The sequence below is a fragment of the Thermoleptolyngbya oregonensis NK1-22 genome, from assembly GCF_032705245.1.
Classification (GTDB): Bacteria; Cyanobacteriota; Cyanobacteriia; order Elainellales; family Elainellaceae; genus Thermoleptolyngbya; species Thermoleptolyngbya sichuanensis.
In genome coordinates this window covers 480,719-506,244 of record NZ_CP053540.1, presented here as the reverse complement: position 1 = coordinate 506,244, position 25,526 = coordinate 480,719, and the positions used below count along the sequence as shown (strand labels likewise).

Annotated in this window: 26 protein-coding genes; 15 read left to right on the top strand and 11 right to left on the bottom strand. The window is 58.9% G+C overall.

Features of this window, described 5'->3' with window-relative positions; translation table 11 throughout:
• Nucleotides 1–94: 94 nt before the first annotated feature.
• Nucleotides 95–1,183, top strand: a complete 1,089-nt coding sequence (locus HNI00_RS02175; protein ID WP_316790276.1) for a L,D-transpeptidase — start codon at nt 95–97, stop codon at nt 1,181–1,183.
• Here HNI00_RS02175 and HNI00_RS02170 read toward each other — a convergent pair.
• From HNI00_RS02170 to HNI00_RS02160, 3 genes are all read right to left on the bottom strand, one after another.
• Complete coding sequence (locus tag HNI00_RS02170) at nt 1,138–3,624, bottom strand: heavy metal translocating P-type ATPase (RefSeq protein WP_316790274.1); 2,487 nt, start codon at nt 3,622–3,624, stop codon at nt 1,138–1,140. The two genes, HNI00_RS02175 and HNI00_RS02170, sit on opposite strands and share 46 nt — an antisense overlap.
• 219 nt (nt 3,625–3,843) lie before the next feature.
• Nucleotides 3,844–4,026, bottom strand: coding sequence for a hypothetical protein (locus tag HNI00_RS02165; RefSeq protein WP_172358671.1), 183 nt, complete (start codon nt 4,024–4,026; stop codon nt 3,844–3,846).
• Between the two features lie 180 nt (nt 4,027–4,206).
• A complete protein-coding gene (locus HNI00_RS02160; RefSeq protein WP_316790272.1) occupies nt 4,207–4,890 on the bottom strand; it encodes a DUF2189 domain-containing protein in 684 nt (227 codons plus the stop codon).
• A gap of 385 nt (nt 4,891–5,275) precedes the next feature.
• Between HNI00_RS02160 and HNI00_RS02155 the strand changes: the two genes are divergently transcribed.
• Entirely contained in the window at nt 5,276–5,980 is a 705-nt protein-coding gene (locus HNI00_RS02155) for a Crp/Fnr family transcriptional regulator (RefSeq protein WP_172358670.1), read from the top strand.
• Between the two features lie 199 nt (nt 5,981–6,179).
• Nucleotides 6,180–7,097, top strand: coding sequence for a branched-chain amino acid transaminase (locus tag HNI00_RS02150; RefSeq protein WP_316790270.1), 918 nt, complete (start codon nt 6,180–6,182; stop codon nt 7,095–7,097).
• Nucleotides 7,098–7,127: 30 nt separating this feature from the next.
• Here HNI00_RS02150 and HNI00_RS02145 read toward each other — a convergent pair whose 3' ends face one another.
• The gene (locus HNI00_RS02145; protein ID WP_172358668.1) at nt 7,128–7,550 is read right to left on the bottom strand and encodes a Fur family transcriptional regulator; all 423 of its coding nucleotides are present in this window, start codon (nt 7,548–7,550) and stop codon (nt 7,128–7,130) included.
• Between the two features lie 64 nt (nt 7,551–7,614).
• Here HNI00_RS02145 and HNI00_RS02140 point away from each other — a divergent pair, with 64 nt between their 5' ends.
• The 3 genes from HNI00_RS02140 to purQ all read left to right on the top strand — a co-directional run bounded on the left by HNI00_RS02140 (nt 7,615) and on the right by purQ (nt 8,841).
• Nucleotides 7,615–7,794: a hypothetical protein gene (locus tag HNI00_RS02140; RefSeq protein ID WP_316790267.1), complete on the top strand. Its 180-nt coding sequence runs from the start codon at nt 7,615–7,617 to the stop codon at nt 7,792–7,794.
• An 81-nt stretch (nt 7,795–7,875) separates the two neighbouring features.
• Entirely contained in the window at nt 7,876–8,136 is a 261-nt protein-coding gene (purS, locus tag HNI00_RS02135; protein WP_172358667.1) for a phosphoribosylformylglycinamidine synthase subunit PurS, read from the top strand.
• 6 nt (nt 8,137–8,142) lie between these two features.
• Nucleotides 8,143–8,841: a phosphoribosylformylglycinamidine synthase subunit PurQ gene (purQ, locus tag HNI00_RS02130; protein WP_316790265.1), complete on the top strand. Its 699-nt coding sequence runs from the start codon at nt 8,143–8,145 to the stop codon at nt 8,839–8,841.
• A gap of 19 nt (nt 8,842–8,860) precedes the next feature.
• On the opposite strand, the gene HNI00_RS02125 is transcribed toward purQ, so the two are convergent.
• The 6 genes from HNI00_RS02125 to HNI00_RS02100 all read right to left on the bottom strand — a co-directional run bounded on the left by HNI00_RS02125 (nt 8,861) and on the right by HNI00_RS02100 (nt 13,428).
• Nucleotides 8,861–9,640, bottom strand: coding sequence for an ABC transporter permease (locus tag HNI00_RS02125; RefSeq protein ID WP_297079394.1), 780 nt, complete (start codon nt 9,638–9,640; stop codon nt 8,861–8,863).
• 96 nt (nt 9,641–9,736) lie between these two features.
• Nucleotides 9,737–10,774, bottom strand: coding sequence for a DUF5357 family protein (locus HNI00_RS02120; RefSeq protein ID WP_316790262.1), 1,038 nt, complete (start codon nt 10,772–10,774; stop codon nt 9,737–9,739).
• Nucleotides 10,775–11,089: 315 nt separating this feature from the next.
• Nucleotides 11,090–11,842 carry a hypothetical protein gene (locus tag HNI00_RS02115; protein WP_316790259.1) on the bottom strand — a complete coding sequence of 251 codons (753 nt, stop codon included), beginning with the start codon at nt 11,840–11,842 and terminating at the stop codon, nt 11,090–11,092.
• A gap of 75 nt (nt 11,843–11,917) precedes the next feature.
• Complete coding sequence (grxD, locus tag HNI00_RS02110) at nt 11,918–12,241, bottom strand: Grx4 family monothiol glutaredoxin (RefSeq protein WP_172358663.1); 324 nt, start codon at nt 12,239–12,241, stop codon at nt 11,918–11,920.
• A 166-nt stretch (nt 12,242–12,407) separates the two neighbouring features.
• Nucleotides 12,408–12,665, bottom strand: coding sequence for a BolA family protein (locus tag HNI00_RS02105; RefSeq protein WP_172358662.1), 258 nt, complete (start codon nt 12,663–12,665; stop codon nt 12,408–12,410).
• 145 nt (nt 12,666–12,810) lie between these two features.
• Entirely contained in the window at nt 12,811–13,428 is a 618-nt protein-coding gene (locus HNI00_RS02100) for a hypothetical protein (protein WP_316790257.1), read from the bottom strand.
• A gap of 326 nt (nt 13,429–13,754) precedes the next feature.
• Between HNI00_RS02100 and HNI00_RS02095 the strand changes: the two genes are divergently transcribed.
• From HNI00_RS02095 to accC, 7 genes are all read left to right on the top strand, one after another.
• Nucleotides 13,755–15,959, top strand: a complete 2,205-nt coding sequence (locus tag HNI00_RS02095) for a S8 family serine peptidase (protein ID WP_316790255.1) — start codon at nt 13,755–13,757, stop codon at nt 15,957–15,959.
• Nucleotides 15,960–15,963: 4 nt separating this feature from the next.
• A complete protein-coding gene (locus HNI00_RS02090) occupies nt 15,964–16,086 on the top strand; it encodes a hypothetical protein (RefSeq protein WP_316790252.1) in 123 nt (40 codons plus the stop codon).
• Between the two features lie 97 nt (nt 16,087–16,183).
• The gene (locus tag HNI00_RS02085) at nt 16,184–16,708 is read left to right on the top strand and encodes a phycobiliprotein lyase (RefSeq protein ID WP_068508510.1); all 525 of its coding nucleotides are present in this window, start codon (nt 16,184–16,186) and stop codon (nt 16,706–16,708) included.
• Between the two features lie 49 nt (nt 16,709–16,757).
• Nucleotides 16,758–17,441: a magnesium protoporphyrin IX methyltransferase gene (bchM, locus tag HNI00_RS02080; protein WP_316790250.1), complete on the top strand. Its 684-nt coding sequence runs from the start codon at nt 16,758–16,760 to the stop codon at nt 17,439–17,441.
• A 106-nt stretch (nt 17,442–17,547) separates the two neighbouring features.
• A complete protein-coding gene (locus tag HNI00_RS02075) occupies nt 17,548–17,982 on the top strand; it encodes a hypothetical protein (protein ID WP_316790248.1) in 435 nt (144 codons plus the stop codon).
• 378 nt (nt 17,983–18,360) lie between these two features.
• On the top strand, nt 18,361–19,077 hold the full coding sequence (locus HNI00_RS02070) for a biliverdin-producing heme oxygenase (RefSeq protein WP_297080543.1): 717 nt from the start codon (nt 18,361–18,363) through the stop codon (nt 19,075–19,077).
• Between the two features lie 394 nt (nt 19,078–19,471).
• Nucleotides 19,472–20,818 (top strand): acetyl-CoA carboxylase biotin carboxylase subunit, encoded by a 1,347-nt coding sequence (gene accC, locus HNI00_RS02065; protein ID WP_277775262.1) that lies wholly within the window; start codon nt 19,472–19,474, stop codon nt 20,816–20,818.
• Nucleotides 20,819–20,878: 60 nt separating this feature from the next.
• On the opposite strand, the gene HNI00_RS02060 is transcribed toward accC, so the two are convergent.
• Nucleotides 20,879–21,766, bottom strand: coding sequence for a shikimate dehydrogenase (locus HNI00_RS02060; RefSeq protein ID WP_420156279.1), 888 nt, complete (start codon nt 21,764–21,766; stop codon nt 20,879–20,881).
• Between the two features lie 185 nt (nt 21,767–21,951).
• Between HNI00_RS02060 and HNI00_RS02055 the strand changes: the two genes are divergently transcribed.
• Nucleotides 21,952–24,105 (top strand): CHASE2 domain-containing protein, encoded by a 2,154-nt coding sequence (locus HNI00_RS02055; protein ID WP_316790242.1) that lies wholly within the window; start codon nt 21,952–21,954, stop codon nt 24,103–24,105.
• Nucleotides 24,102–25,424, top strand: a complete 1,323-nt coding sequence (locus HNI00_RS02050) for an ATP-dependent DNA helicase (RefSeq protein WP_316790241.1) — start codon at nt 24,102–24,104, stop codon at nt 25,422–25,424. The genes HNI00_RS02055 and HNI00_RS02050 overlap by 4 nt, the downstream gene beginning before the upstream one ends.
• Nucleotides 25,425–25,526 lie beyond the last annotated feature (102 nt).

Below are 25,526 nucleotides of genomic sequence, written 5' to 3'. Positions count from 1 at the left end.
CTTGGCAGGATTTTGTCTGGCGAGGCGGACTAAGATAGAAGGGCGCTTGGGCGAGTTTTAACGATTTGAACGAATCCTTGAACGAATAGCGGTGGTGAGGGCGAGACGCGAATCGCTGGGAACAGTGGGCACGGACGGACAGTGGGCGATCGCCCGCGGTTTCATGATGCTGTGCTTTGCGGCGGCGGGGCTACTGGTGTTGACCTATCAGCCGTCGCGCAGCCGCTCTCCCCACGCTGCCCATCGCTCATCTGCCCCGCAGCCATCTGCAACGGTTTCTCCCTTGCCGCCCGTTTCTCCTTCGGGCGACCTGCCGAGTCGTCCCGGTGGGTGGCAGCCAGGGGCGATCGCGCCGATTGTGCCCGTTGCTCCCCAGGCCGCCACATCACCCGCTCCCCAGACAGGCTCAACCCCTTCACCCCAGCCTGTTTCCGCGGCAGTTCTCTCGCCAGCACCGCCGTCTCCCTCGCCCAGCCCCGCGCCCTCTCCTTTGTCCGCGGCATCCCCATCGCCAGCTTCGGTGCGGGTGGGTTCTGCGTCTCGTTCCGCATCTCCAGCCCAGGGGCAGGCAGTTTCAGCGTCATCCAGGAATTCAAACCGATCTGCTCCTGAGCAGGCGATTCCCGCAGAGATTGCTTCGCGAATCGCCGCCCTAGCCACGGGCATTCTGCCGCCGACTCCTTCGCAGGCTGCTCCTCGTGTCCCGTCCCGTCCAGCGGCAGATTCTCCCCGGCAAGCCTCTGGATTTGTCCCGGTGCAGTCTGCCCACAAGGTGCTGACGACGCTCCCGCTGCACACGCCTCGGCTCGTGGTGGACCTGAGCGATCGCCAGGTTTACTTTTACCACGGCGATCAGATCAAGGCCAGCTACCCCGTTGCTATTGGGCAAGACGGCTGGGAAACGCCGCAGGGCACGTTTCGCGTCATCGATCGCCAGACCTATCCCCTGTGGGAGCATCCCATCACCAAGGAGCTAATTGGCAACGACCCGCGCAACCCACTGGGGACGCGGTGGATTAGCTTCTGGACAGACGGAGTTCACTCGATCGGTTTTCACGGCACCAACCGCGACGACTCGGTGGGGCAGGCGGTGTCTCACGGCTGTCTACGGATGCGAAATGCCGATATCGAAGCGCTCTACGATTCAGTCGCCTTGGGAACACCAGTTCTGGTTCGGGAATAGTGATCACTTTTTTTCAAGAACCGCAGCAGCAGCGAGTTTGTAATCACGCTGACGGAACTGAGCGCCATCAGCCCGCCCGCCGCCGACGGACTGAGAATCAGACCCAGCGTGGGCAGCAGCACGCCCGCCGCCACGGGAATACCCAACAGGTTATAGGCAAAGGCCCAGAACAGGTTTTGGCGAATCTTGTTGAAGGTAGCTCGGCTGAGGCGCAGGGCAGCGCTGATGTCCGTCAGGCGATCGCCCATCAGCACAATCTCCGAGGCCTCAATCGCGGCATCCGTGCCAGAGTGTAGGGAAATGCTGACATCCGCCTGGGCCAGCGCGGGCGCGTCGTTGATGCCGTCGCCCACCATGCCCACCCGCCGTCCCTGGGCCTGAAGCTGGGCGATCGCCGCCACTTTTTCTTGGGGCAACAGGCTCGCCTGCACGTCTTCGGGCGCAAAGCCCAACGTCTGGGCGATCGCCCTGGCGGATGCAGGTTGATCACCCGTCAAGAGGCGCAGCCCCAGCCCAGCCTCTCGAAGCTGCTGCACTGCACCAAGGGCATCGGGCCGCAGCGGATCTTGCATCGCCATGAGGCCCACGCACTGTTGCTCTACGCCAATGTAGACAACGGTTTTGCCCGTCGGGGCGTTTGCGCTAGTGTCGCGGAGCAGTATCGCCTGCGCCTGCTCGCAAACCGCCTCTTCTAGCGAAACGCCATTCTGCCGCAGCCAGTTTGCTGTGCCCAAGTAGACCCGTGCGCCCTCCACCCGTGCAGATACGCCCAGTCCGGGCTGCGTCTGGAATTCGGCAGCGGGCAACAGGGACAACGCCTGCTGCTGCGCGGCTTGGCGAATCGCCGCAGCAAGCGGGTGAGTGGTTCCGGCTTCAACCGTTGCCGCCAGTTGCAGCAGCCGCGCTGCCGTCCAGCCCGCCGCCAGCGGTACGCAGTCCGTTACCACCGGGCGGCCCTGGGTCAGCGTGCCCGTCTTGTCGAAAACGAGGGTGTCCAAAGCCTGGGCCTTTTCCAGCACATCGCCACCGCGAATCAGCAGTCCCCGCTCTGCCCCCAGGCTAGAGCCAACCAGAATGGCAGTCGGCGTGGCCAGGCCCAAGGCACAGGGACAGGCAATTACCAAGACGGCGATCGCCAGCTTCAGGCTCAGCAACAGCGGCGACGGCATGGCGGCGTGCATCATGGCCGAGTCGCCAGTCATCTCCGTGTGGGCGAGGTGGGCGGTGTGGGCCGTGCCCAGCCCGATTTCATGAATACCCAGCGCGGCAATGGGGTCTTGCCAGAGGGGTAGCCCCACAAAATACCAGAACAGAAACGTCAGCAGCGCCAGCATCAGCACGCCATAGGTGAAGTAGCCTGCCACGCTATCCGCCAGCCGCTGAATCGGCGCTTTGCGGGTTTGGGCCGCTTCCACCAAGGCGATGATTTGCGCCAGGGTCGTGTCTTTTCCGGTGCGCGTGGTGCGGAGGGCGATCGCCCCCGTTTGGTTCACCGTGCCCGCTGCCACCCGATCGCCCGCCTGCTTTAGCACCGGACTCGATTCGCCTGTCAGCATCGACTCATCGACCGTCGTCTGGCCGACCGTCACCTCGCCATCCACCGGAATTTTTTCCCCCGGCAGCACCAGCAGCCAGTCTCCTACCCGCACCTGCTCCGTTGCCAGCGTCACCGACACCTCGCCCGTCAGCGTGGCCGTCGCAGCAGGAATCCGGCGGGACGTGCTAGGCTGCATCGCCGCCAGGGATTGCAGGGATGCGGTCGCCTTGCTGCGGGCCTGCTGTTCTAGCGTGCGCCCCAGCAAGATAAAGCCCACCAGCATCACGGGTTCATCAAAAAAGCACTCCCAGCCCAGCGCCGGAACCAGCAGCGCCACCACGCTAACGCTGTAGGCCGTCAGCGTGCCCAGGCTGACCAGCGTATTCATATTGGGTGCGCCGCGCCGCAGCCCGCGCCAGCCGTCGATCACCATGTTGCGGCCGGGAAACAGCAGTGCCAGCGTCGCCAGTCCTGCATGAAACCAAATGTTGCTCAACCCTGGCAGCGTCAGTCCAACGGCGCTGAGGTGGCCCAAAAACGAGAGAGCCAGCAGCGTACAGGCGATCGCCAGTTGCCCCATCCGTTCTCGCGTCTCGCGCTGCTGGCGTTCGGCGGGCGTTTCTGTCGCCCCATTCGCCGCCGAATCGCCGCGCAGTTGGGAAGGGAACCCAGCCGCCGTAAGGGCGATCGCCAGCGCTTCTCCCTCCACGCCCGGTTCTGCCTCCACCAGCGCCATCTCCGTCACCAGGTTCACCGTCGCCGCTACTACACCCGGCTGCCGCAACAGTTCCGTCTCCACGGCCTTCACGCAGCCCGCACACTTCATGCCGCCTACATCCAGCGTCAGGGTTTGGCACTCAGAAGATTGCACAGCGAGGGCTTGCGGCTTGGGAATCAGTTGCATCGGCAAATTTTACAGGCGCTAAGGATTCACTCTACAAACTTACAAAGGGCGGCTTGGAAGGACTGAGGATCAGGGAAAATTTGCAAAATCAGGACACACCCAGTCGCCTTATCCACCAGAGGTCTCAAAAGCTCACAGTCCTCCCCTTTTCCCTCTTCCCTCTTCGTTCTTCGTTCTTCCCTTTTCCCTCTTCCCTCTTCAAACCTCGCTGCCCAGCACCTACCGCAGGAGCCGTCCGCTCCAATAGCGATAGGCCAGATACGCGCAAGCCCCCGCCTGAACCGGCAGGACAACCAGCAGGCTCTTGGCAACAAAAGCGCTGTCTAGCGTGGAAAGAGAGCCAAAATAGACGGCGGCCAGGGGAACCAGAGCCACCATCAGCGCCAGTTTAGAAGACTTCACGGCAGAGTTTCAGTACAGAGGTAACGGAAAAACAGCAGCGGCAAAAGAGCAACAGCGTGAAACCGCTTTCTCTATCCTAAAACCTGCGATCGCCAACTGGATGTCAGAAATCGCCAGCGGAATCCCAGAAGCCGAATCCTGAAAGCCGAATTCTAGAAGCCGAATCTTAGAAGCCGAACCCTAGAAACTATCGGTGATGCCCGCTTCTTCGTCGGCGATACCCGAGTTGGAAAGCCCCATGACTTCCTGATAGGCGATCGCCACCGCACAGGCCGACAGGGGAATCGTCACCAAAGCACCCACCCCAAATAGCAGAACTCCAACGAAGTTCAGCAAAGCCAGCACAATTAGGAAAATGAACCAGGAAAACCAGTTTCTGGAAATCACTTTGCGGCTCGACTCCATCGCATCCCAAAAATCAAACTTACGATCGACAATGAACGGGGTCGTAAACATCCAGGCGACCGCCAAGTAGATGCCTGGAAGCACGAACAAGGCAAAGCCAATTACTGTCAAAATACCCGTCACCAGGCTAGCCAGAAATAGCGGCAGAAAATGGTTAAACCCCCGGAAGAAATCGCTAAAGGTGGTGGCTCTCTGCTTCATCAGCTTGAAAGCCACGATGTAGAAACCCGCGCCCAGTGGCCCAGACAACACGCTGCTGGCAATGCTGCCCAAAGGCTTGATGCGCTCCGGCAAGATTTGCGGAATTATCGACACCAATAACATAATCAGCGTAAACCCGACAAAGCCGCCTGCATTTTTCTTAAACAGTTCCCAGCCTTCGCCCAGGTACTTGCCAATGTCAACCGAATAGCCCGTTTGAACAACATCTGGAACGCTGCGTGCGCCGTTTGTAAACATGAACTTTCTCCTACTGGTTTCAGGTGAATCTATCAGGTGAACCTGGATAGGGCGATCGCCCCTCAATAAAAAATAGCTGCTAAAAAATTACCGAAAACGATGACGCAAAACCACTGCTAGAAACTGCGCTCATCATAGCCTAAGGTCAGATACCAACCAGCCTTTGTTTCTCAATGTTGCAGGCTTTTCTGTAGCCTGTGCTGCGGCTTGAGTGGAAATATTTCCTGCCCCACCCTCAGAGCCGTGTCCATCGCGCTCCCAAGTTTCTGACAACAGTTGAAAACAGACGCTCAATCCACCTTTGGCAGACTATGATTTAATAGATCGTTACCTGTGCCCATAAAAGCGACAAAGCTTTTGATTTCAAGCGTTTAGCAAGGCCTCCATGCCCGATCGACTTGGCCCCCGCGAATCTCGCGATGCCGCGCTGATTCGCAGTGCCCCGTTTTTTGAAGGATTACCCGAAGAAGCCGTGGAAAACGCCACGGTTCACGTTGTCACGCGCAGTCATCCACCCGGACAAGTCTTGCTCCTCGAAAACGACTGGGGCAGTTCGGTCTATTTCATTCTGGAAGGCTGGGTCAAGATCCGCACCTACAACCTCGACGGCAAAGAGGTAACGCTGAATATTTTGGGCAAGGGTGAGCTGTTTGGCGAAATGGCTCCACTGGATGAAGTCCCCCGCTCGACAGACGTGCTGACGCTTGTGCCCACGGTAATCGGCAACATGCCCGCCCAAGACTTTGTGAAGCTGCTGAAGACGGAGCCAGAAGCAGGCATTCGGCTGGCGCAACTGATGGCCCGGCGGCTGCGGCAGGTAAACCGACGACTGCGGCTGCGCGAGTCAGATAGCCAGTCGCGGGTCGCGGATATCATCCTGTTTTTGGCAGATGGTCAGGGCAAAAAGGCCGAGGGCGGCATCGAAATTCCCAACTTGCCGCACCGAGAGCTAAGCAGCCTCAGCGGACTGGCGAGAGAAACCGTGACGCGCGTGCTGAGCAAGCTAGAGCGCAAGGGACTGATTGCCCGCGATCGCGACACGCTGCGAATTCCCGATATCGATGCGCTAGAGCGAATGCTCATGACCTAGCTCGTCGCATGAACCCGTTACGGCGTTTCTGTTACGGCGTTTCTGTTGCGGCGTTTCTGTTGCGGCGTTTGTTACAAACCTTGGCTCCCAGCCTTGCTGATCGTTACAAGACTTGATCGAACAATCGCCTTGCGCGTAGGCTATCCATTACGATGAAATCCTGCGGCCCCTTCAGCTTGCCGCCCCATCTTCATTAACCATGCACAATTTTCTGCCGATCGCGTATTTCCGAAACCAGTTCGTTCCGTTTGCCGAGGCCAACGTTTCGATTGCGACCCACGCCCTCCACTACGGAACGGGCGCTTTTGGCGGAATGCGCGGCCTTCCCGATCCGCAGAATCCTGGGCAAATCCTGCTGTTTCGGCTGGATCGCCACAGCCAGCGCCTTAGCCAGAGCGCCCGCTTTATGCACTATGACCTGCCCCCCGACAAAATCCAGCAGGTGATCATCGACTTTGTAAAAAAGAACAGCCCCACGACCTCTTTCTATATTCGCCCTTTTGTCTACACGTCCGACCTGGGGATTTCGCCCCGGCTCCACAGCGTTGAAAAGGATTTCTTTGTCTACGGGCTGGAACTGGGCGACTACCTTTCGCCCGAAGGCGTGAGCTGCCGTATTAGCTCCTGGCACCGTCAAGAAGACCGCAGCCTGCCCCTGCGTGGCAAGATTAGCGGAGCCTATATCACCTCATCGCTAGCCAAGACCGAGGCCGTGGAGTCGGGCTTCGACGAGGCGATTTTGCTCAATTCTCAGGGCAAAGTCAGCGAAGCATCGGGCATGAATATTTTCATCGTGCGGAATGGCAAGCTGATCACGCCAGGGTTTGACCAAGACATTCTGGAAGGCATTACCCGCGACAGCGTGATCACCGTTGCCCGGTCGCTAGGGATTGAGGTGATTGAGCGGCCGGTGGACAAGTCGGAACTGTTCATCGCCGATGAAGTTTTTCTCAGCGGCACGGCGGCCCGCGTCACGCCCGTTCGCCGTGTCGAAAACTACGAGTATTCCCCTCATCGCCCCGTGACCGACCAACTGCGGGACAAGCTGACCGCCATTACCGAAAACCGCGATCCGGAGTTTCGCGACTGGGTGTTTGCAATTCCGCTGAATGCGTGATGGGTGGGTCGCAGGGTACGGAGAGTGCGCTCATCCCACGGCCCCCTGATCCTGCTGCGTTGGGCTGGCGATCGCCTCTTGGCATTGGGTACACAGCCCATAAAACTCCAGCATGTGGTAGTAAATCTTGAACCGGTAGGACTGATTGAGCTGCTCCTCTAGCTCATGCACCGGGCACTCGTCGATAGGGAGAGAGCTACCGCAGCGCAGGCAGGTCAGGTGGTGGCGATCTTCCTGCGTGGAACTGTAGAGCGCTTCACCTGTACTGATTTGGCGGCTTTGCACCACGCCCTCTAGCTTCAGCGCTTCCAGCGACCGATAGACCGTCGCCAGCCCGATATTATGCCCCTCCTTTCGCAGTTCCAGAAAGATTTCCTGCGCTGAAACTGCCCGATTCAAGGTCTTGAGCAGGGTGAGAATTCGCTCTTGGTTGCGGGTGCGGCGCGTTCTCATGGTGGTTTCAGGGGGATTGGGCAGTGCGGCAGCGTAAATAATCGAGTTGCGATTCAGTCGGATCGTGCGTCCCGTTCTGTCTCATCATAATCGCGATCGCCCGTCCACTTGTGGAGAAACCTGCGGGGCGATCGCGCTCCAGGCAGCACCAGCGCTACAAAGCGTGATAAATCGGCGCGATAAATCAATCGGCACCAGCGCTACAAAGCGCGATAAACCGGCCCAGCGCTACAAAGCGCGATAAGCGCTATAAAATGGGATGCGGGTTTGGCACGCCTCTGGGCTGAATCCCCGCTACTCTGCCGCATTGCACCCGCCCCCTTCCATGAGTCAGACCTACCAGGCTAAGGTATACGTCACCCTGCGTCCCTCCGTTCTCGATCCGGCCGGAACCGCTGTGCAGTCGGGACTCCAGCACCTTGGGTATGACAATGTGGGCCCGGTTCGCATTGGCAAGTATGTAGAACTGACCCTCACCGCCGCCGACGAAAGCGATGCCCGCACCCAGCTTGACCGGATGTGCGACCAGCTTTTGGCGAATCCGGTGATTGAGAATTATCGGTTTGAGCTAACCCCTAACCCCTAAACCCCCATGAAAACTGGTGTCATCGTCTTCCCTGGCTCCAACTGCGATCGCGACGCGGCAATGGTGACCCGCGATTTGCTGGGGCTGCCAACGCGGATGGTGTGGCATGAGGAGAGCGACCTATCGGGGCTGGATCTGGTGATTGTGCCCGGTGGGTTCAGCTATGGCGACTATTTGCGCTGTGGGGCGATCGCCCGATTTTCGCCCGCCATGCAGGCCGTGGTGCAGCACGCCGAGCGAGGCGGTTTGGTGCTGGGCATTTGCAATGGCTTTCAGGTATTGACAGAGGCGGGGCTGCTGCCGGGGGCGCTGGTGCGAAATCGGGATTTGCACTTTATCTGCGATCGCGTTTCGCTGCGCGTCGAGCGGGTCGATTTGCCCTGGACCCAGCGCTATGCCCCCCAGCAGGTGATTACGCTGCCGATCGCCCACGGCGAAGGCTGCTACTATGCCGATGCAGACACGCTGGCGGCTCTGGAAGATCATCAGCAAATTCTGTTCCGCTATTGCGCGGCAGACGGTTCCCTGACGGAAGCCAGCAACCCCAACGGATCTCTGGGCCACATTGCGGGCATCTGCAACTGCCGGGGCAATGTGCTGGGCATGATGCCCCACCCGGAACGAGCCGCCGACCCCGCCCTGGGCAACACTGACGGGCTGAAGCTCTTTGAAGGGGTGCTGGCGGCGCTGAGTGTGGGGGTGTAGGAGAGATCGCGAGACGCGGCTAAAACTGGCGGCGAGAAAAGATGACCGTGGCGATCGCCAGCAGCAGCGCCGTATACAGCACCCCGTAGGCCGCGTTGGCCCACAGTTCTGATGCAGGAGGCAGAGCCGCCAAGCCATACACGGCCTGGTTTTTCAGGTTGAGCCGAGCCAGGTCAGGTAGCAGCAGGTAGAGTCCCTGCGTTATTCGCTCCATCACCGGATTCTGGCTAAGATTGCCCAGGCTGACCAGATCGCGGCTAAAGTGCCCCATGAGGTAAATGCCCACCGTAAGGGCGATCGCCAGCAGGGAACTGGTGAACACGCCAAACAGAATCGCCACCGCCACCATCAGCGAGAGTTCCAAAAACTGGAACAGCGCCGCAATCAAGATGCTCGCCAGCGGAAAGGGCGCTCGATAAAAGCTCACCACTGCCACGAAAATCAGCGTCATGGCGGCCACCAGCACAGCTAGCACGGCCGATAGCCCCAAATGCTTGCCCAGAATGAATTCTGCCTTGCTGACGGGTTTTGCAATCAGCACATAAACCGTGCGCTTCTCAATTTCTTTGTTTACCAGGCCCGTGCCGACGAAAATAGCAATCACCAGCCCCGTCAGACCGATAGCCGCCAGCCCCACGTCTAGCAAAATCTTCAGCTCCGTGCCCGCCGCCACTTCGGGCAGCAGCGCGGCGATCGCCACCAGCGCGATCGCAAACACGCCCAGCAAATACAGAATGCGATCGCGAATTACCTCACGAAACACATTCACGGCAATCACCCACACGCGACCGAGATTCACCGTCTCCTTACTCCCTTACGTCCCAAGCCCACTCGCCTGCCGTCTGCAAGCGTATCACTCATCAACCTCTCCGGCAGTTCGCGCCGCATTTTGATTTTACGGCGGTTGCGCCAGCGAAATGCGCCGAAAGGGATTGCATTCCACCCGCGTCAGCGGCGCACCTGCTACCACTTCGCCTGCACCTAGCGGCGGCGTAACCTGAGAAATCAGGCAAGCCTTTTCATAGACATAGGGAAAATTAGTGCTGGTTGGGCCCGTCCAGAGCATCCGCAGCCGCAGGGTATATTCCGGCTCGCCCGGAGGCACCACCGCGCTAAATCGCCAGAGCGCATCCTCCGGCAATCCCCGGGCTGCGGATGGGTTTGCCCGTGCAAAGACCTGCCTTTGCAGTTCTGGAATTTGCTGATCCAGCGCAATTAGCCAGCGCTCGGTGTCACTCCAGGGAATTCCTTCCAGCGATCCCCGAATATAGCCCTCCACCAGATTCATCAGCAGTTCCGCACGGGGTACACTGCGGCTGGGGTCGTGCTGCTCCTCGTCCAACCGCACCACAAAGGCACTCCGCCGAAAATCGTCCGACAACAGGGTCGGATAGTCGCGCAGCCAATCTTGCACCACAAAATGAAACTGAATCCAGCAGCTCATGGTGCCCGCCAGCACCGCCCGCAAGATCAGGTCTTGCCGCACCTTGGGGTCGGGGATGCTGAAGGTAAACCGGGGAAAAAAGTGGGGCACTGCTGCTGAAATTGCCGAAAAGATTGGCCAACTGACCCACGCCACGCGCCCCAAATCGCCGACCCATCCCGCAAACAGCACCACACAGGCCAGCGCCCCCGTGATCCACGGGCCGGTTTGGATTTCCAGTCCCAGGATATTCAGCTTGTTGCCCGACAGCGCCCAGCCGACCCCGACCGTCAGAAACAGCCAGCCAAACCGCGACAGCAAATCCTTAAGAATCGGCGTTTCAACCAGGATAGACAGCGCCCAGGAAAACAGGCTCAGTAGCACCAGCGTTTGCCAGGAAAACGTCCGGGGCGGTCGCAGCTGATTCCAGAGTTCGTCGAGCAGTTCTTTCACAGAAAAACGGCCGTTGCCAATGGGTAAAATCGGTAGCCCTGGCACGTTGAGAGACAAACGGTGAGAGACAAACGGTGAGAGACAAACGGTGAGAAACAACGTGCCAAGCCCTTCTATGCTACTGAGTTTCCATCTACAGCAGACACTTTTGCAGTTGTTCGTCCATTGTCGGGCGATCGCCCTGATAGTGGCGAGCAGGGGCTAGATCATGAATTAAAGAATTCGAGAGTGTTAGAGCTAATTTATGAAGCAAATCTTAAGAAGCCTGAAACCCTTGGCATGTGTGGCTTTGAGGTCATGTTTGCCCAGGAAAAGTAGTTTCTCGGAAGTCCTTGATTAACAAGGCTTTCAGGCTCCTTTACAAATTAGCTCTTAAGAGTTTGGGCGATCGCCCTTCGCCAGTTTGTTCTCGTAGAAGCGAACCGCGGCGTAGCCCAATCCATAAAGGAGGGAGGCATTGCTCCCGATGCTGACGGCTGGCCCGGCAAAGGGAATGGCTTCCACCAGGCTAACTCCCGCCTTCACCACGCCAGAACTGCTGCTCGACACGCCCCACAGCGTCATCACCTCGCCCCGTCGCGCCGGATCTTCTAGCTCAAAGCCATAGACAGCGGCGATTCGGTAAATCATGCCCGCCTGGAGGGCGCTGATCGCCGCAATCTCAATGCCCAAGAAACCCAACGCAATTGGGGGTGCAATGTTGGTCGCCAAACCAATGCCCGCCGCTTTCATGGCCGTATCGGAGATGATGCGTCGCGCCAACTGTCGGGGCGTTTCGGCGGGATACTGCTGCTGGAGGGCGGCAACATCTGTCCGCACTTCCGTCAGGCTGACCTGCCCCAGGGATGCCAACAGCCACTTCAGCCCCGGCACCTGGGTCGCGCCCTTAACCAGCGGATTTTCTGCAATCGGCGTGGCGATGCGGCCAACGGTTTCCGTCCCCCGTTCGACCCAGTTGTGGGCATCGGGCACGACCGTTCTCACGGCCGCTTCCGCCGTGCTGACTGCGGTATCGGCAACGGTAGCAGCGACGTTACTGGCTGAAGAGACTGCGCTGGCGATCGCCTCGCTCACATTGTGAACCACATTCTGAACACAAAACCGGGAGTTCCCTGGCTCGGTCATACTTTTCCCTGGAGATTTTTCTCTTGAGATCTGTACTCTCAAGCTTAGGGGCGATCGCTCGATCCAGCATCCATCCTAAGACGCGAGCGCCACCTCGACTTTTTGCTGAAGTTCGCCCTGCTGATATAGCTCGATCATCACGTCCGACCCGCCAATAAATTCCCCATTGATATACACCTGGGGAATCGTCGGCCAGCTTGAATATTCCTTGATGCCCTGCCGAATCTCATAGTCTTCCAGCACATCTACCGTTTCGTAGGGCACACCGAGGGAATTCAAAATTTGCACAACGTTGTTAGAAAAGCCGCACTGAGGCATCAGCTTATTGCCCTTCATGAAAACCAGAATCTTGTTTTGGGCAATCAGGTCGTCAATTTTTGCTTTGAGTTCTGGAGTCATGGTCTTGTGTAGAAAAAGTTTTGAAGAGTTGGGAAGGGTACAGAGTTCAAATGCGTGGCTTTCGCAAGTTCCGCATCCTGCTAACCATCCTGCTAGCTCACCATCCTGCTAACAGTGTAGCGGGGAGACTCGACCCTGCGAACCTCCCCGCACTCATTTCGGTGGGTTATGAAGCCTGCCCTGCGGCCCAGGATTCGGGCGTATAGGTCTTCAGCGAGAGGGCGTGAATGGCTTCCGATGCCATTGCCGGGCCAACCGCACGATACACCAACTGGTGCTGCTGAATCAGGCTTTTGCCCTCAAATGCTGAAGACACCACAATCGCCTGATAGTGGTCGCCACCGCCCGTCAGGTCTTGAATCTGCACCTGCGCGTCGGGCATTGCTTCCTTAATCATCGCCTCTACCTGGCTGGGACTAATCATCTCCGCGCTCCTTACTGTGCTGTCTAAAGCATTGTGCTGCCTCAAGCATTGTGCGTCCTAAAGCCAAGCGACCTCGTGAGCAGTCTCAAACGCTGCCTCAAGAGCCGCTCCAAGAAACTGCTGATCCTGCCTTTCAGCCACCTTCCTACTGACGAGGCGCAGTGGAGGTCGAAGCTGGATCTTGGTTGCGCGGGAAGGGCGAATCCACAAAGCCTAGTTCATAAAGCTGGCGATAGGCCCGCTGCCCCAAATCGCGAGTGGGATTTTGGCTACGAACGATTTGCACCAGCAGCGGCACGGCTAGGTCAGGCTTGTTTTGGGCCCGATGCACCAGGGCAAGCTGATAGGTGGCTTCGTCTCGCAGTTGAGCCGTTTCCAGAGCGCTGCGGCGCTGGCTGTCGGCGATGCGGTTATCAATTGCCGTGAAGCTGCTGTATAGCTCTTGATAGAAGTTAGACAGTTGGTTAAAAACCTGGCGAGCTTCTTGCAGCCGCCGCACGGCCAGATCATAGTTTTGCACGGCCGCCGCAGCGCGGGCTTCTTCCAGCATCCGCTGCCCCGATCGCACGCTCAACAGGCTGCCGTCCTGAGCCAGCGGGCGCAGGTCATCGGGGTTGCTGGGCGTGACATTGGGAGCCGGAAGGCTGGGGTTTGCAGGGGTGACTGGCTCAAGCTGCTGCAAGCCCGCATCGGGGTCAGCAGGGCTAGGCGTTTGGGCGACACCGACGCTTGGAACGAGCGCAGTCGCAACTGCGGCGGGCATCGCCAAAAGCCAGGTCAAGGAGCGTGGACGAAGGGCGTTGAAAGATACCATGGGCCTCTGCGTAGACTTGAGAAGTTTGAAGAGAATAGATGTGAACCTGACCAAATGCACCTGCGAATGCACAGAGTAAATACTACCACTCGGATGCTTTGTCTATTTATTTTTGCTTAAACTTCGTGACCAAAAAGCACCGAGATCACCCAGTTGTGCTATGTACTGGAGGTTCGCTGTTATCTTGCGCTGCCTTAATTAAATCTGCCGTTTAAGTTCCGTTTAAGTTTGCCGTTGTTGTTTTTGCCGTTGTTGTTGAAGTTAGGTAGACCTCTATGACTGGATTTGTGCCGCCCGATCGCCCGTCTTCCGGTTCATCGCCGAGGGGTGGGGCCGATTTTCAGGCAGAAGGCAATCTGGTAGACGCGATGCCGCCTGCCTCTGGCGTGTTGGCGGAGCAGGAGGGCATGATTTTGCAGCGGGGCGGCGAGGAACTGCGCTTACAAAAGTTGGGCGATCGCTTTACGTTTCGCCCGACGGCAGACGCACCCGCCGAGATCACCCTGGAGGACTGGGTTCAGCAGCTAGACGTAGAATCCCTGCGTCCGGTTCCCGGAGTGGACTTGATCGAGGTGAAAACGGCAGCGGGGCAAGCAGATGCCGGGATCGACCGGGCCAGGGCGCATCGGTACGTTGCCTTTGCCAGCCATGTCTATCAACTGGCGCAAAATCCCCAAACGCGGGTCTATCTGACCGATGAGCTAACGGTGCAGTTCGCTAACAGCGTGACGACGGAAGTCATGGGGGCGATCGCCCTCGAATTGGGCCTCAAGCCCGCCCAGCCCGTCGTCGGCATTCCCCAGACCTACGTGTTTGAGGTAACCCCGCAAGCCAGGGCAAACCCGATCAAGCTGGCCAACCAACTCATGCACCGCCCGGACGTGCTGCTGGCGGAACCCAACATCGTCATCCGCGCCCAGCAGCTTTATCGCCCCCAGGAGCCAGAATATCCCCGCCAGTGGTATCTGCAAACCCAGGGCGGCTCCCAGATTGCGCCGACGGCCCACATTTCCGTCGAACCTGCCTGGGACGTGACGCGGGGCAGTCGGGCCGTTGTCGTGGCTGTCACCGACGACGGGTTTGACCTCAACCATCCCGACTTTCAGGGGCCAGGAAAAATCGTGCAGCCGCGAGACTTTAAGCTGCAAACCAATCTGCCGCTGCCAGAGGCATCCCACGAAAACCACGGTACGGCCTGCGCGGGCGTGGCGATCGCCGAAGAAAACCAGTTTGGCATCGTCGGCGTTGCCCCTGGATGCAGCCTGATGCCCCTCCGCACCACAGGATTTCTAGACGACCAAGCGATCGAGTCGCTGTTTGACTGGGCCCTGCAAAAAGGAGCCGCAGTGGTTTCCTGTAGCTGGGGGGCTAGCGCGGCCTACTTTCCCCTGTCGCTGCGGCAGCGGGCGGCGATCAACCGGGCGGCAACCCAAGGGCGCGGCGGCAAGGGCTGCGTCGTCGTCTTTGCCGCAGGCAACGCCAACCGCCCCACCAGCGGCACCGTCAACGAGCAGGGCTGGGTGAACAACGTCCTGCGGGGCAACACCCAGTGGCTCAACGGATTTGCAGTGCATCCCGACGTAATTGCCGTGGCAGCTAGCACTAGCCTCGACAAAAAAGCCGCCTATAGCAACTGGGGCGATGCGATTTCCGTGACAGCCCCCAGCAACAACGCACCCCCAGGGATGTGGCTGCCCCAAACGGGCTATACCTACACGGGCCCACAAATTCGGGCGGCCCTGCCGGGGGTAGGCGTGTTCACCACCGATCGCCTGGGGGCAGCGGGCTACGATCCGGGCAGCTTTACCAACACCTTTGGCGGCACGTCGAGCGCCTGCCCGGTGGTGGCGGGGGTGGCGGCGCTGGTGCTGTCGGTCAATCCAGACCTAACGGCGCGAGAGGTGAAGCAGATTTTGCAGGAAACCGCCGACAAAATCGTGGACCCCGATCCCGACCCCCAACTGGGATTGCGCTTTGGCACCTACGATGCCAGCGGCCATTCCAAGTGGTTTGGCTATGGCAAGGTAAATGCGGCGCGGGCAGTGGAGGCGGCGCGGCGCAGGCTGTCAGCGGCGATCGCCCCCAGCGAGTGGCAGTCACTTTCCAACACCACGCCCGTCGCCATCCCCGACGACACCCCCCGCGGCGCAACCAGCATTTTGCAAGTCCAGGGCGATTCCCGTGGGGATCGCGCGGATCGCCCCCTGCGCGACCTGCGGATCACGGTAGACGTGGAACACAGCTATCTGGGCGACCTGGAAATTATGCTGCTGCCGCCCCAGGGCGACCCCATTCTGCTGCAAAGCCGCACCCTCGGCCGCCGCACCCGCCTGCAAACCACCTACACACTGCAAACCACGCCACTCCTGCGGACGGTGCTAAACCGCTCGGCCCGGGGCGTGTGGCAACTGCGGCTGGTGGACTGTGCGCCGCAGCACGTCGGGCGGCTGCTGAGCTGGCAATTAAATTTGGGCTTTTAGGCACATGCAGGCACATGTAGGCACATTGCTAAACAGCCGTCGCTTTCGGCGATTTCCAGAGACGGTGCAAATTGCGGGGGGCGATCGCTATAAGATAAGGAATGTTGCAGGACATCGCGCTCTGTGAAGCCGCTGCCCGCCCAGGTTTCGTTTTTACCAGAATTTAGGTTTTCATCCTCACGAGACAACAATCCTCACGAAATAACAATCCTCACGAAATAACAATGGATATCGTCGAATTTTTTGAACAGAGCAGCGGCAAATGGTTCTCTCAGCGCACCAGCCATCACCTGGCGTTCAAGCAAACCGAGAGCGGCAAGTCCGACATCGTCATCGACCTGCTGAGCAAGGACGACCCGGCCGTCGTTGCGCTGTGCCAGCAATACGAAATCGACCCGGCCCTGGCGCTGTGCGGGGCCCGCGTGACCTGGGATGGCACGATGGAGTGGGACAAAGAAAAGCACGAAGGCTCCACCGTGATTGTGCCCGTTGCTGATGCCGACCAACCCAACGAAGGCAAAATGCTGCGCGAACAGGGATACGCCGAAAAGGCCCCCGTGGCCGGCCGCTACGTCATGGGCGATGACGACTCCCTAACGCTCATCACCGAATACGAAACCATGTATTCCGAAGAGCGCCTCTGGTTTGCCAGCCCCAACCTGCGCCTGCGTACGAGCATCCTCAAGCGCTTTGGTGGTTTCAGCATGGCCACCTTCTGCTCCGAAATTCGCATGGGCGGCGCAAAATAGCCTGCCTGAATTCCCGTCTTTAATCTCTAAACCTGACCCCTAACCCCGAATGACCAACGCACTCGACGACAAAACCATCGTCCGGGACTATTTCAATGCGACCGGATTTGATCGCTGGCGACGCATCTACGGCGACGGTGAGGTCAACAAAGTCCAGCTGGATATCCGCAAAGGCCACCAGCAAACCGTAGACACCGTGCTGGGCTGGATCAAAGAAGACGACAACGCCAGCGCCCTGACTGTCTGCGATGCTGGCTGTGGCGTGGGCAGCCTCAGCATTCCTCTGGCGCAGATGGGCGCAACGGTCTTCTCTAGCGACATTTCTGAAAAGATGGTGGGCGAAGCAAAGGAGCGAGCCGAAGCGCTGGGGCTGTCGGGCAATCCCACCTTTGCCGTGCAAGATCTGGAGTCGCTTAGCGGCAAGTATCATACGGTGGTTTGCCTGGACGTGCTGATCCACTATCCTCAGGAAGACGCAGCGCGTATGATTGCCCACCTGGGTTCCCTGGCAGAGTCGCGGCTGATGCTTAGCTTTGCGCCCAAGACGCTGGCCTACAGTCTGCTCAAGAAAATTGGCGACTTTTTCCCCGGCCCCAGTAAGGCCACCCGTGCCTACCTGCACCGCGAGGCGGATGTGGTTGCCGTGCTGGAAAGCCAGGGTTGGACCGTGAAGCGCAACGCCATGACCAAAACGCAGTTCTATTTTTCGCGGCTGCTGGAAGCGGTTCGCTAAGCGCTGGCCATCGCTTTTGCCTTGCCACGGGGTTTCCTAAGCGGCTGATTCAGGGCATTCTACGGGTGCATTGCTCATCTATTCGTTTGCGCTATTCACCCGACCTATGAAACTTCTTCGTCAAATAGCTGCTGGTGTGCTGCTCAGCCTGAGTCTGCTGTTTCTGATGGTGGCGGCCCTTGCGCCATTTGATGAAAGCGAACCCCCTAAAGAACGGCGAGATATGCTGCTGGGTGGGCTGATGCTGGGGGTGCCGATGCTGCTTGGGGGTGGCTGGCTGCTGTGGGGGTTGCGCCGAGATTGGCGAGAGGAGGAGAGCGATCGCCTCCGCAGTCTTTTCTTTGAAACGGCGCGGGCCTATAACGGCTGCTTCAGCGTGATGCAGTTCGCCATGGCCGCCAACATATCGGGCAACATGGCCAAGCAATACCTGGACGAGCGGGCAAAGGAGTTTGAGGCCAGCTTTGAAGTAGATGAGCAAGGCGGGGTGTTTTATCGCTTTCCGCTGCGTCAGTTCGAGCCGCCCCAAGACCTGTCTTGATTACCTGTCTTGATACCTGTCTTGACTATAGGTTCAGCCGACAGAGCGTAAGAATTTTTAACAAAAACTCTCATCAAATCAGACTACTGTAACAATTTAGGTGCTCTTTGCAACGGTTTAGTGCCGATTCGAGAGGAAACACGCCATTACCCGATGCAGTCCTTCAGCGCTGGCGTGTTGGGTTCATGTTGGGCGCAAGTCGGACGTAAGGATCGGGAAACCGGAGCAAAAGTCTGGGTTTCCTGCCCCGGAGCGTCGAGTTGTGTCGATTAAGCTGGTTAAGAAAGCTGTCAAAACGCGCTGGAAAAGGCACCTAAGCCGCTAGTGGATTTTCGCTAGTAGACGCATTTAGTTGGGATATTTAGCAGGACATTTAGCATGAGCAGCAATTTAGCATCCAAACTCCGCGAGGGAACCAAAAAGTCTCACTCTATGGCGGAGAATACGGGCTTTGTCGCCTGTTTTCTGAAGGGCACGGTAGAACCCACCTCCTATCGCAAGCTGGTGGCGAATCTCTATTTTGTCTATTCTGCGATGGAAGAAGAAATGCAGCGCCACCGTGAGCATCCGCTGCTCTCTCATCTCTATTTTCCAGAGCTAAACCGCAAAGCCAGCCTAGAAAAAGACCTGACCTATTACTTCGGCTCCAACTGGAGAGATCAGGTTGCGCCCTCGACCGCCGCGCAAGACTATGTGGCTCGCATTCGGGAGGTGTCGAACGAGGCTCCCGAACTGCTGATCTCCCATCTCTACACCCGCTATCTGGGCGACCTCTCTGGGGGACAAATTCTCAAGAAAATTGCTCAGAACGCGATGAATCTGTCGGAGGGTCAGGGCACTAACTTCTACGAGTTTGAGCAGATTCCCGACGAGAAGGCGTTTAAGGTGATGTACCGCGATCGCCTCGACAGCCTGCCCGTGGATGAAGCCACCGCCGACCGCATCGTGGACGAAGCCAACGCCGCCTTTGGCATGAATATGTCCATGTTCAAAGAGCTAGAAGGCAACCTGATCAAGGCGATTGGCATTCAGCTCTTTAACCTGCTCACTCGCCGTACCCGTCGCGGCAGCACCGAACTGGCAACGGCAGAGTAGGGATCAGAGGATCAGAGATTCAAATTTAGGGATTGCAACTTGGGGACTCATTTGGGGTTCTCATGCGGCATCCCGACAAATCGGGTGAGTCTTTTGGGTTGGAGCCTTCGCACTGAAGCCGAGCGTTCTGGCCAAAAGGATTGACCCGATTGTTTTTTACAACAGGTTTTTTGCACAGCCAAGACTTGTACAGCCCGGACTTGCCCAGCCAGGACTTGTACAGCCAGGAGTGACGCTGTTTTTTGCCGATGTGGGGCGATCGCCCGACTTCGCTCTCATTCCTGCAACCGACCCTGCACCGCATCCCTAAACCCTGGGCCCCGATTCGGCGTAAAATTCAAAACACTGGCTAGTCAATCCCTGGCCGTTGATTCCTTGCGCCGGGCCTTACGAGATGCGTTTTGAAAAGATTCTGATTGCCAACCGTGGCGAGATTGCCCTCCGCATTTTGCGGACTTGCGAAGAGATGGGCATTGCCACTGTGGCAGTGCATTCTACCATTGACCGCAATGCACTGCATGTGCAGCTTGCAGATGAGGCGGTGTGTATTGGCGAGCCGCCCAGCAGCAAGAGCTATTTGAACATTCCCAATATCATTGCAGCAGCGCTCACCCGCAACGTCAGCGCGATTCATCCTGGCTATGGTTTTTTGGCAGAAAATGCTCGCTTCGCGGAGATCTGCGCCGATCACCAAATTGCCTTCATCGGCCCCTCTCCGTCTGCAATGCGGGCGATGGGCGACAAGTCTACGGCCAAGGAAACGATGCAGCGAATCGGCGTGCCCACTGTGCCGGGGAGCGATGGGCTGTTGACGGATGAGAGAGAAGCACTGGCGATCGCCCGCAAAATTGGCTATCCCGTCATCATCAAAGCCACGGCGGGCGGCGGCGGCCGGGGAATGCGGCTGGTTCGCAGCGAAGCGGATCTGGTCAAGTCTTTTCTGGCGGCCCAGGGCGAGGCCGAAGCAGCCTTTGGCAATCCCGGTGTGTATCTAGAGAAATTTATCGAGCGGCCCCGCCACATCGAGTTTCAGATTCTCGCCGACGGCTATGGCAACGTGATTCACCTGGGCGAACGCGACTGCTCAATTCAGCGCCGCCACCAAAAGCTGCTCGAAGAAGCACCCAGCCCCGCCCTCACGCCGGAACTGCGGGAAAAAATGGGGTCAGCGGCGGTGCGCGTGGCCCAGGCGATCAACTACCTCGGCGCGGGCACGATTGAGTTTCTGCTGGATGCCTCCGGTCAGTTCTATTTCATGGAAATGAACACGCGCATCCAGGTCGAGCATCCCGTTACGGAGATGATTACTGGAATGGATCTGATCGCGGAGCAGATTCGCGTGGCCCAGGGCGATCGCCTCCGACTCACTCAAGAGCAGGTGCAGTTGCGCGGCCACGCCATCGAATGCCGGATCAATGCCGAAGACCCAGATCAGAACTTTCGCCCTGCCCCCGGACGCATCAGCGGCTACCTGCCCCCCGGCGGCAACGGCGTTCGCATTGATTCCCACGTCTACACGGACTATGAAATTCCGCCCTACTACGACTCGCTGATCGGCAAGCTGATCGTCTGGGGGAGCGATCGCCCCACGGCCATTCGCCGCATGAAGCGGGCCCTGCGCGAGTTCGCCATCACCGGGCTGCCCACCACCATCGGCTTCCACCAGCGGATTCTGGAAACGCAGGATTTTGCAGACGGGCGCGTTTACACCAATTTTGTAGAGCAGATCATGCAGCGGTAGGCGCGGGTTGATCAAGAGCCTGGGGGGATGGAAGCCTCATACTAAACCTCACGCCCAACCTCATGCACCGACTCCTCCCCTCAGTTGCTCAATCAACGCCTGCCGCATGACCTCGACCGGAACCTCCTGCCCCAGCCACAGACGCAGGGCAGCGGCTCCCTGCTGCACCAGCATTTCCAGACCGCTGATGGGCATTGCGCCGAGGGCAGTGGCCTGCTGCAAAAAGCGGGTGGGGTTAGGAGTATAGATCAGGTCGTAGGCGATCGCCCCTGGTTTCATCGTTAGCCCTGGCTCTGCACCCAGCGGCGAAGCCTGAGTATGGGGGTGCATCCCGATGGGCGTGGTGTTGACCAGCAGAGTTGCCCTGGGGAGGAGCTTCGGCAAATCCTCCCACGGATGCACTGAGAGCGCGGCAATCGGCGAGTTTCGCCAGCTTTGCTGAAAGGCTTTGAGCTTGTTTAGGTCGCGCCCGACAACGTGGATTTGCGCCAGGCCCAGTTGGGCACAGCCAGCGACGACGGCCCGCGCCGAGCCGCCGTTTCCCAAAATCACCGCCGCACTCTGGCTCCAGTCGGGCGATCGCTCTGGGGGCAGGGTCAACAGCGGCGACAGAAATCCCTCCACATCAGTATTAGTGCCAGCCCAGCCCGTTTCTGTTCGCCAGATTGTGTTGACCGCGCCCACCGATTGGGCAATCTCTGAAATATGATTCAGAAACGGTATCACAGCCTGCTTGTGGGGAATCGTGACGTTGAAGCCGCGCAGACCGATGGCGGCAAACCCGGCGATCGCCTGGGGCAGGTCTTCCGGCGCAACGGGCAGCGGCAGGTATACATAATCCACACCGAGATGGGCGATCGCAGCGTTGTGCATCACGGGCGAGAGCGAGTGGGAAACGGGATGCCCAATCACGCCCAAAAGTTTCGTAGTGCCAGTAATCCCGGTCATCATAGGTGCTTCAGCGGTGCAAATGAGATGCAAATGGGATGCATTAATGATGCATTAATACAAATTGAGGGAGCAGGTTGAGGCAGCGGGTTGAGGGAGCGGGTCGGGGGCAGGAATCGAACCTTTGTATCAGGGATGTGTGTCAGAATCATTACATCTATTGAGCACTGAGCAACGAATTGTCCATGCTGGGGACTGTGCTTGGCGGGCGTTATCGCATTATTACTATTTTGGGGGCAGGTGGCTTTGGACAAACCTACCTGGCCGAAGATGAGCAGCAGCCGCGCCGATGCGTGGTCAAGCAGTTCAAGCCCGTCAGCCAAGATTTGCACCTGCTGGTGGTGGCGCGTCGTCTGTTCGACACGGAGGTAGAAACGCTGCGTCGTCTGGGGCAGCACGACCAGATTCCCGAACTCTACGACTCGTTTCAGGAGGGCGAAGAGTTTTATCTGGTGCAGGAATTTATCGAAGGGCACGCGCTGAGCGAAGAGTTTGCGGGCGGACGGCAGTTTTCGGAACCTGAGGCGATCGCCCTCCTGCACGACGTTCTCAACGTGCTGAGCTTCGTCCACCAAAATCAGGTCATCCACCGCGACATCAAACCCGCCAACCTGATCCGCCGAAAATCCGACGGCAAGCTGGTGCTGATTGACTTTGGCGCAGTTAAAGAAATTCAGACGCGGCTGACGGGCATTTCTGGTCAGACGGAAGTGACCGTGGGCATTGGCACCCAGGGCTATACCCCCAGCGAACAACTGATGGGGCGGCCCCGCTATTGCAGCGACCTCTACGCGCTGGGCATGACGGTGGTGCAGGCGGTGACGGGCTGCCTGCCATCGCAACTGCCAGAAGACCCGGAAACCCTGGATGTCCTCTGGCAGCATCAGGCGGAGCTTAGCCCCGGTCTGATGCTGATTCTCGACTATCTGGTGCGCTACGACTTTAGCCAGCGCTATCAGTCGGTGGCAGAGGTGCAGCACGCCCTAGCGCAACTGGCAGACCTGCCAACCGATCTCCTAGACACGCCCACGTCGCTGCTGCCGCCTGCGGTGGCCCATCGCACACAGCCCTTGCCGCCGCTCTCCTGGCGCGATCGCCTGCGGATGGGCTGGCGGGGACTGGCGATCGCCACGGCCACCGCCGCCGCCCTGTCCCTGGGGCTAAAACACCTCGGCTGGACGGAACCCCTGGAGCGCCTCGCCTACGACCAGATGACCCGGCTGCAACCCGCCCTGCCGCCAGACGAGCGCCTGCTCATCGTGGGCATTTCTGAGGCAGATTTGCAAGCGCTGGGTCGGGCGACCCCCTCAGATGCCGACGTAGCCAGGGTGCTGCAAATCCTGCAACAGGCAGAACCACGGGTCATCGGGCTGGGGCTGTGGCGCGATTTGCCCCAGGAACCGGGCCGGGCGGCGCTGCTGGAAGAACTGCGATCGCCCAAGGTCATCACCTTCATGCAGTTGGGCAGCGTTACCACGCCCCAAATTCCGCCGCCGCCTGGGGTGCCGCCTGTGCAGGTGGGCTTTAGCGATTTGCTGGTGGATGCCGATCGGGTCGTGCGGCGGGGGCTGATTTTTGGCGGCGAGTTTCATTCCTTTGCCGTGCGGCTGGCGCAAAAGTATCTGGCGAGTGAAAACGTAGGACTCCGCACCAGTTCCACCAATCCTGGCATCACTGAACTAGGCAATATTCCGCTGCCCCCGCTCGAATCGACTGCGGGCGGCTATCAGCGGCTCGATGCAGGCGGCTATCAGCTTTTGCTGCGCTATCGATCGCCCGACGCGCCTGCGCCTATGGTGGCGTTTGCCGATGTGCTGAACGGGCGCGTGGCGGCGGATCAGGTGCGCGATCGCATTGTGCTAATTGGCACCACTGCCCCCAGCGGCAAAGACCTGTACTACACGCCCTTCAGCGCCGGCCAGCAGACCGAACACCAGATGCCCGGCGTAGTCATTCATGCCCAAATCACCAGCCAGTTGTTGAGCCTGGTGCAAGACGGGCGGCGGCTGATGGGCTATTGGCCCGATTGGGCAGAGGGGCTGTGGATCGTCGGCTGGGTCGCAGTGGGCGGCGGACTGGGCTGGTTTTTGCGACATCCGGCCAGGCTGGGCGCGGGCGGCGTAGCGGCAATCGGCATTCTCATCGGCAGCAGCATTTGGCTATTTGGGCAGCAGGTGTGGATTCCGGTGGCCACGCCGGCGATCGCCCTCACGCTGGCCACGGTAGGATCTGCGGCCCACCGCATTTATCGGGAGTCGAAGCTGGACACCGACCTCACCCGAATAGTGTGGGACAAAACGCTGATCACGGATCTCGGCCGTCGGGGGCACTCGCCATGACCCCTGCTCCTTCTTCCAAGGACAAGGACATCGCCAACCCGCTGCCTGGAATCCGGCTCAACCGTCAGCAGCGCAAAGCATTGCGCGAACTGGAGAAGTTTACCCGCAGCAGCGAAAAGCTCTATCTGCTGACGGGCTACGCGGGCACAGGCAAAACCACGCTGCTGCAAGCCCTGATCCGCCGCCTGCGCGACAAGGGCGATCGCCGCCGCATCGTCCTCACTGCCTTTAGCAACAAAGCGACCAAGGTGCTAGAGCGCATGGCCGACGAGTGGCGGCTAGAGATCGACTGCATGACCTGCTGCAAGCTGCTGGGGCTGCGGCCGGAAATTGACTCGGTTTCAGGAACTCAGGTCTTCAAGCCCGACCGCGACAGCGAAAACCACTTCGACCGCTATCATCTCGTCGTGGTAGACGAAGCCTCGATGATCAACGCGGAAATGTGGGGACTGCTCACCAACGCCGTCAATAGCCTGCTCAGCCAAACGCAGATTCTATTCGTCGGCGACATTGCCCAACTGCCGCCCATCGGCGAGCCAGAATCGCTGGTGTTCAGCCAGATTCACCACCGTTCCGACCTGACCGAAGTGGTGCGCTATGGCGGGTCGATCGCCCTCCTGGCCGAATCCATCCGCAACAACCTCACCCGCCCCGATCTTCCCAACTTTGAGACGGATGCCAATGGCGATCGCACCGAAGGCGTAATCGTCACCCGCCGCATGGACTGGGAACGCCTGCTGATCCGCGCCTTCCAGAGCGAGTCCTATCAAGCAGACCCCGATTACGTCCGCGCCCTCGCCTACACCAACCAGCGCGTCCGGGAGCTAAACCACAAGATCCGCCGCGCCATCCACGGCGACAAAACGCCGCGCTTTGTGGAGGGCGATCGCCTCGTCGCCAACACGCCCTACATCGTCGGCGATGCCGTGATTCTGCAAACTTCCAGCGAGTGCGAAGTCCTGTCCGTCGAAACCACCACCGAGGGCGATTGGCATATCTGGCGGCTCCACGTCCTCACCGACGATGGCAAAAACCGCAGCCTCAGCGTCCTCCATGAACTCAGCCAGGGACAATACGCCCGCCTGCTGGATGCCTACGCCAAAGACAAGCGCTGGAGCGAGTTCTGGCAGCTCAAAAGCGCCTTCGCCGATGTCCACTACGCCTACTGCCTGACGATTCACAAGTCCCAGGGGTCAACCTTCCAAAACGTGTTTGTAGATGTGCCCAACGCCCTGATCAACCGCAACATCCGAGAACGCAACCAGCTCCTCTACGTCGCCGTCACCCGCGCCGCCCAGCGCCTCTTCCTATTTCAATAACTGCGGTGTCATAAGGACTAAATCCATAAAGTGCTGGCTGATACACTACTCCTATCCAGAACAAAGCAAGTTAATCTAGATTATGGGTTTTACTCGGCATTA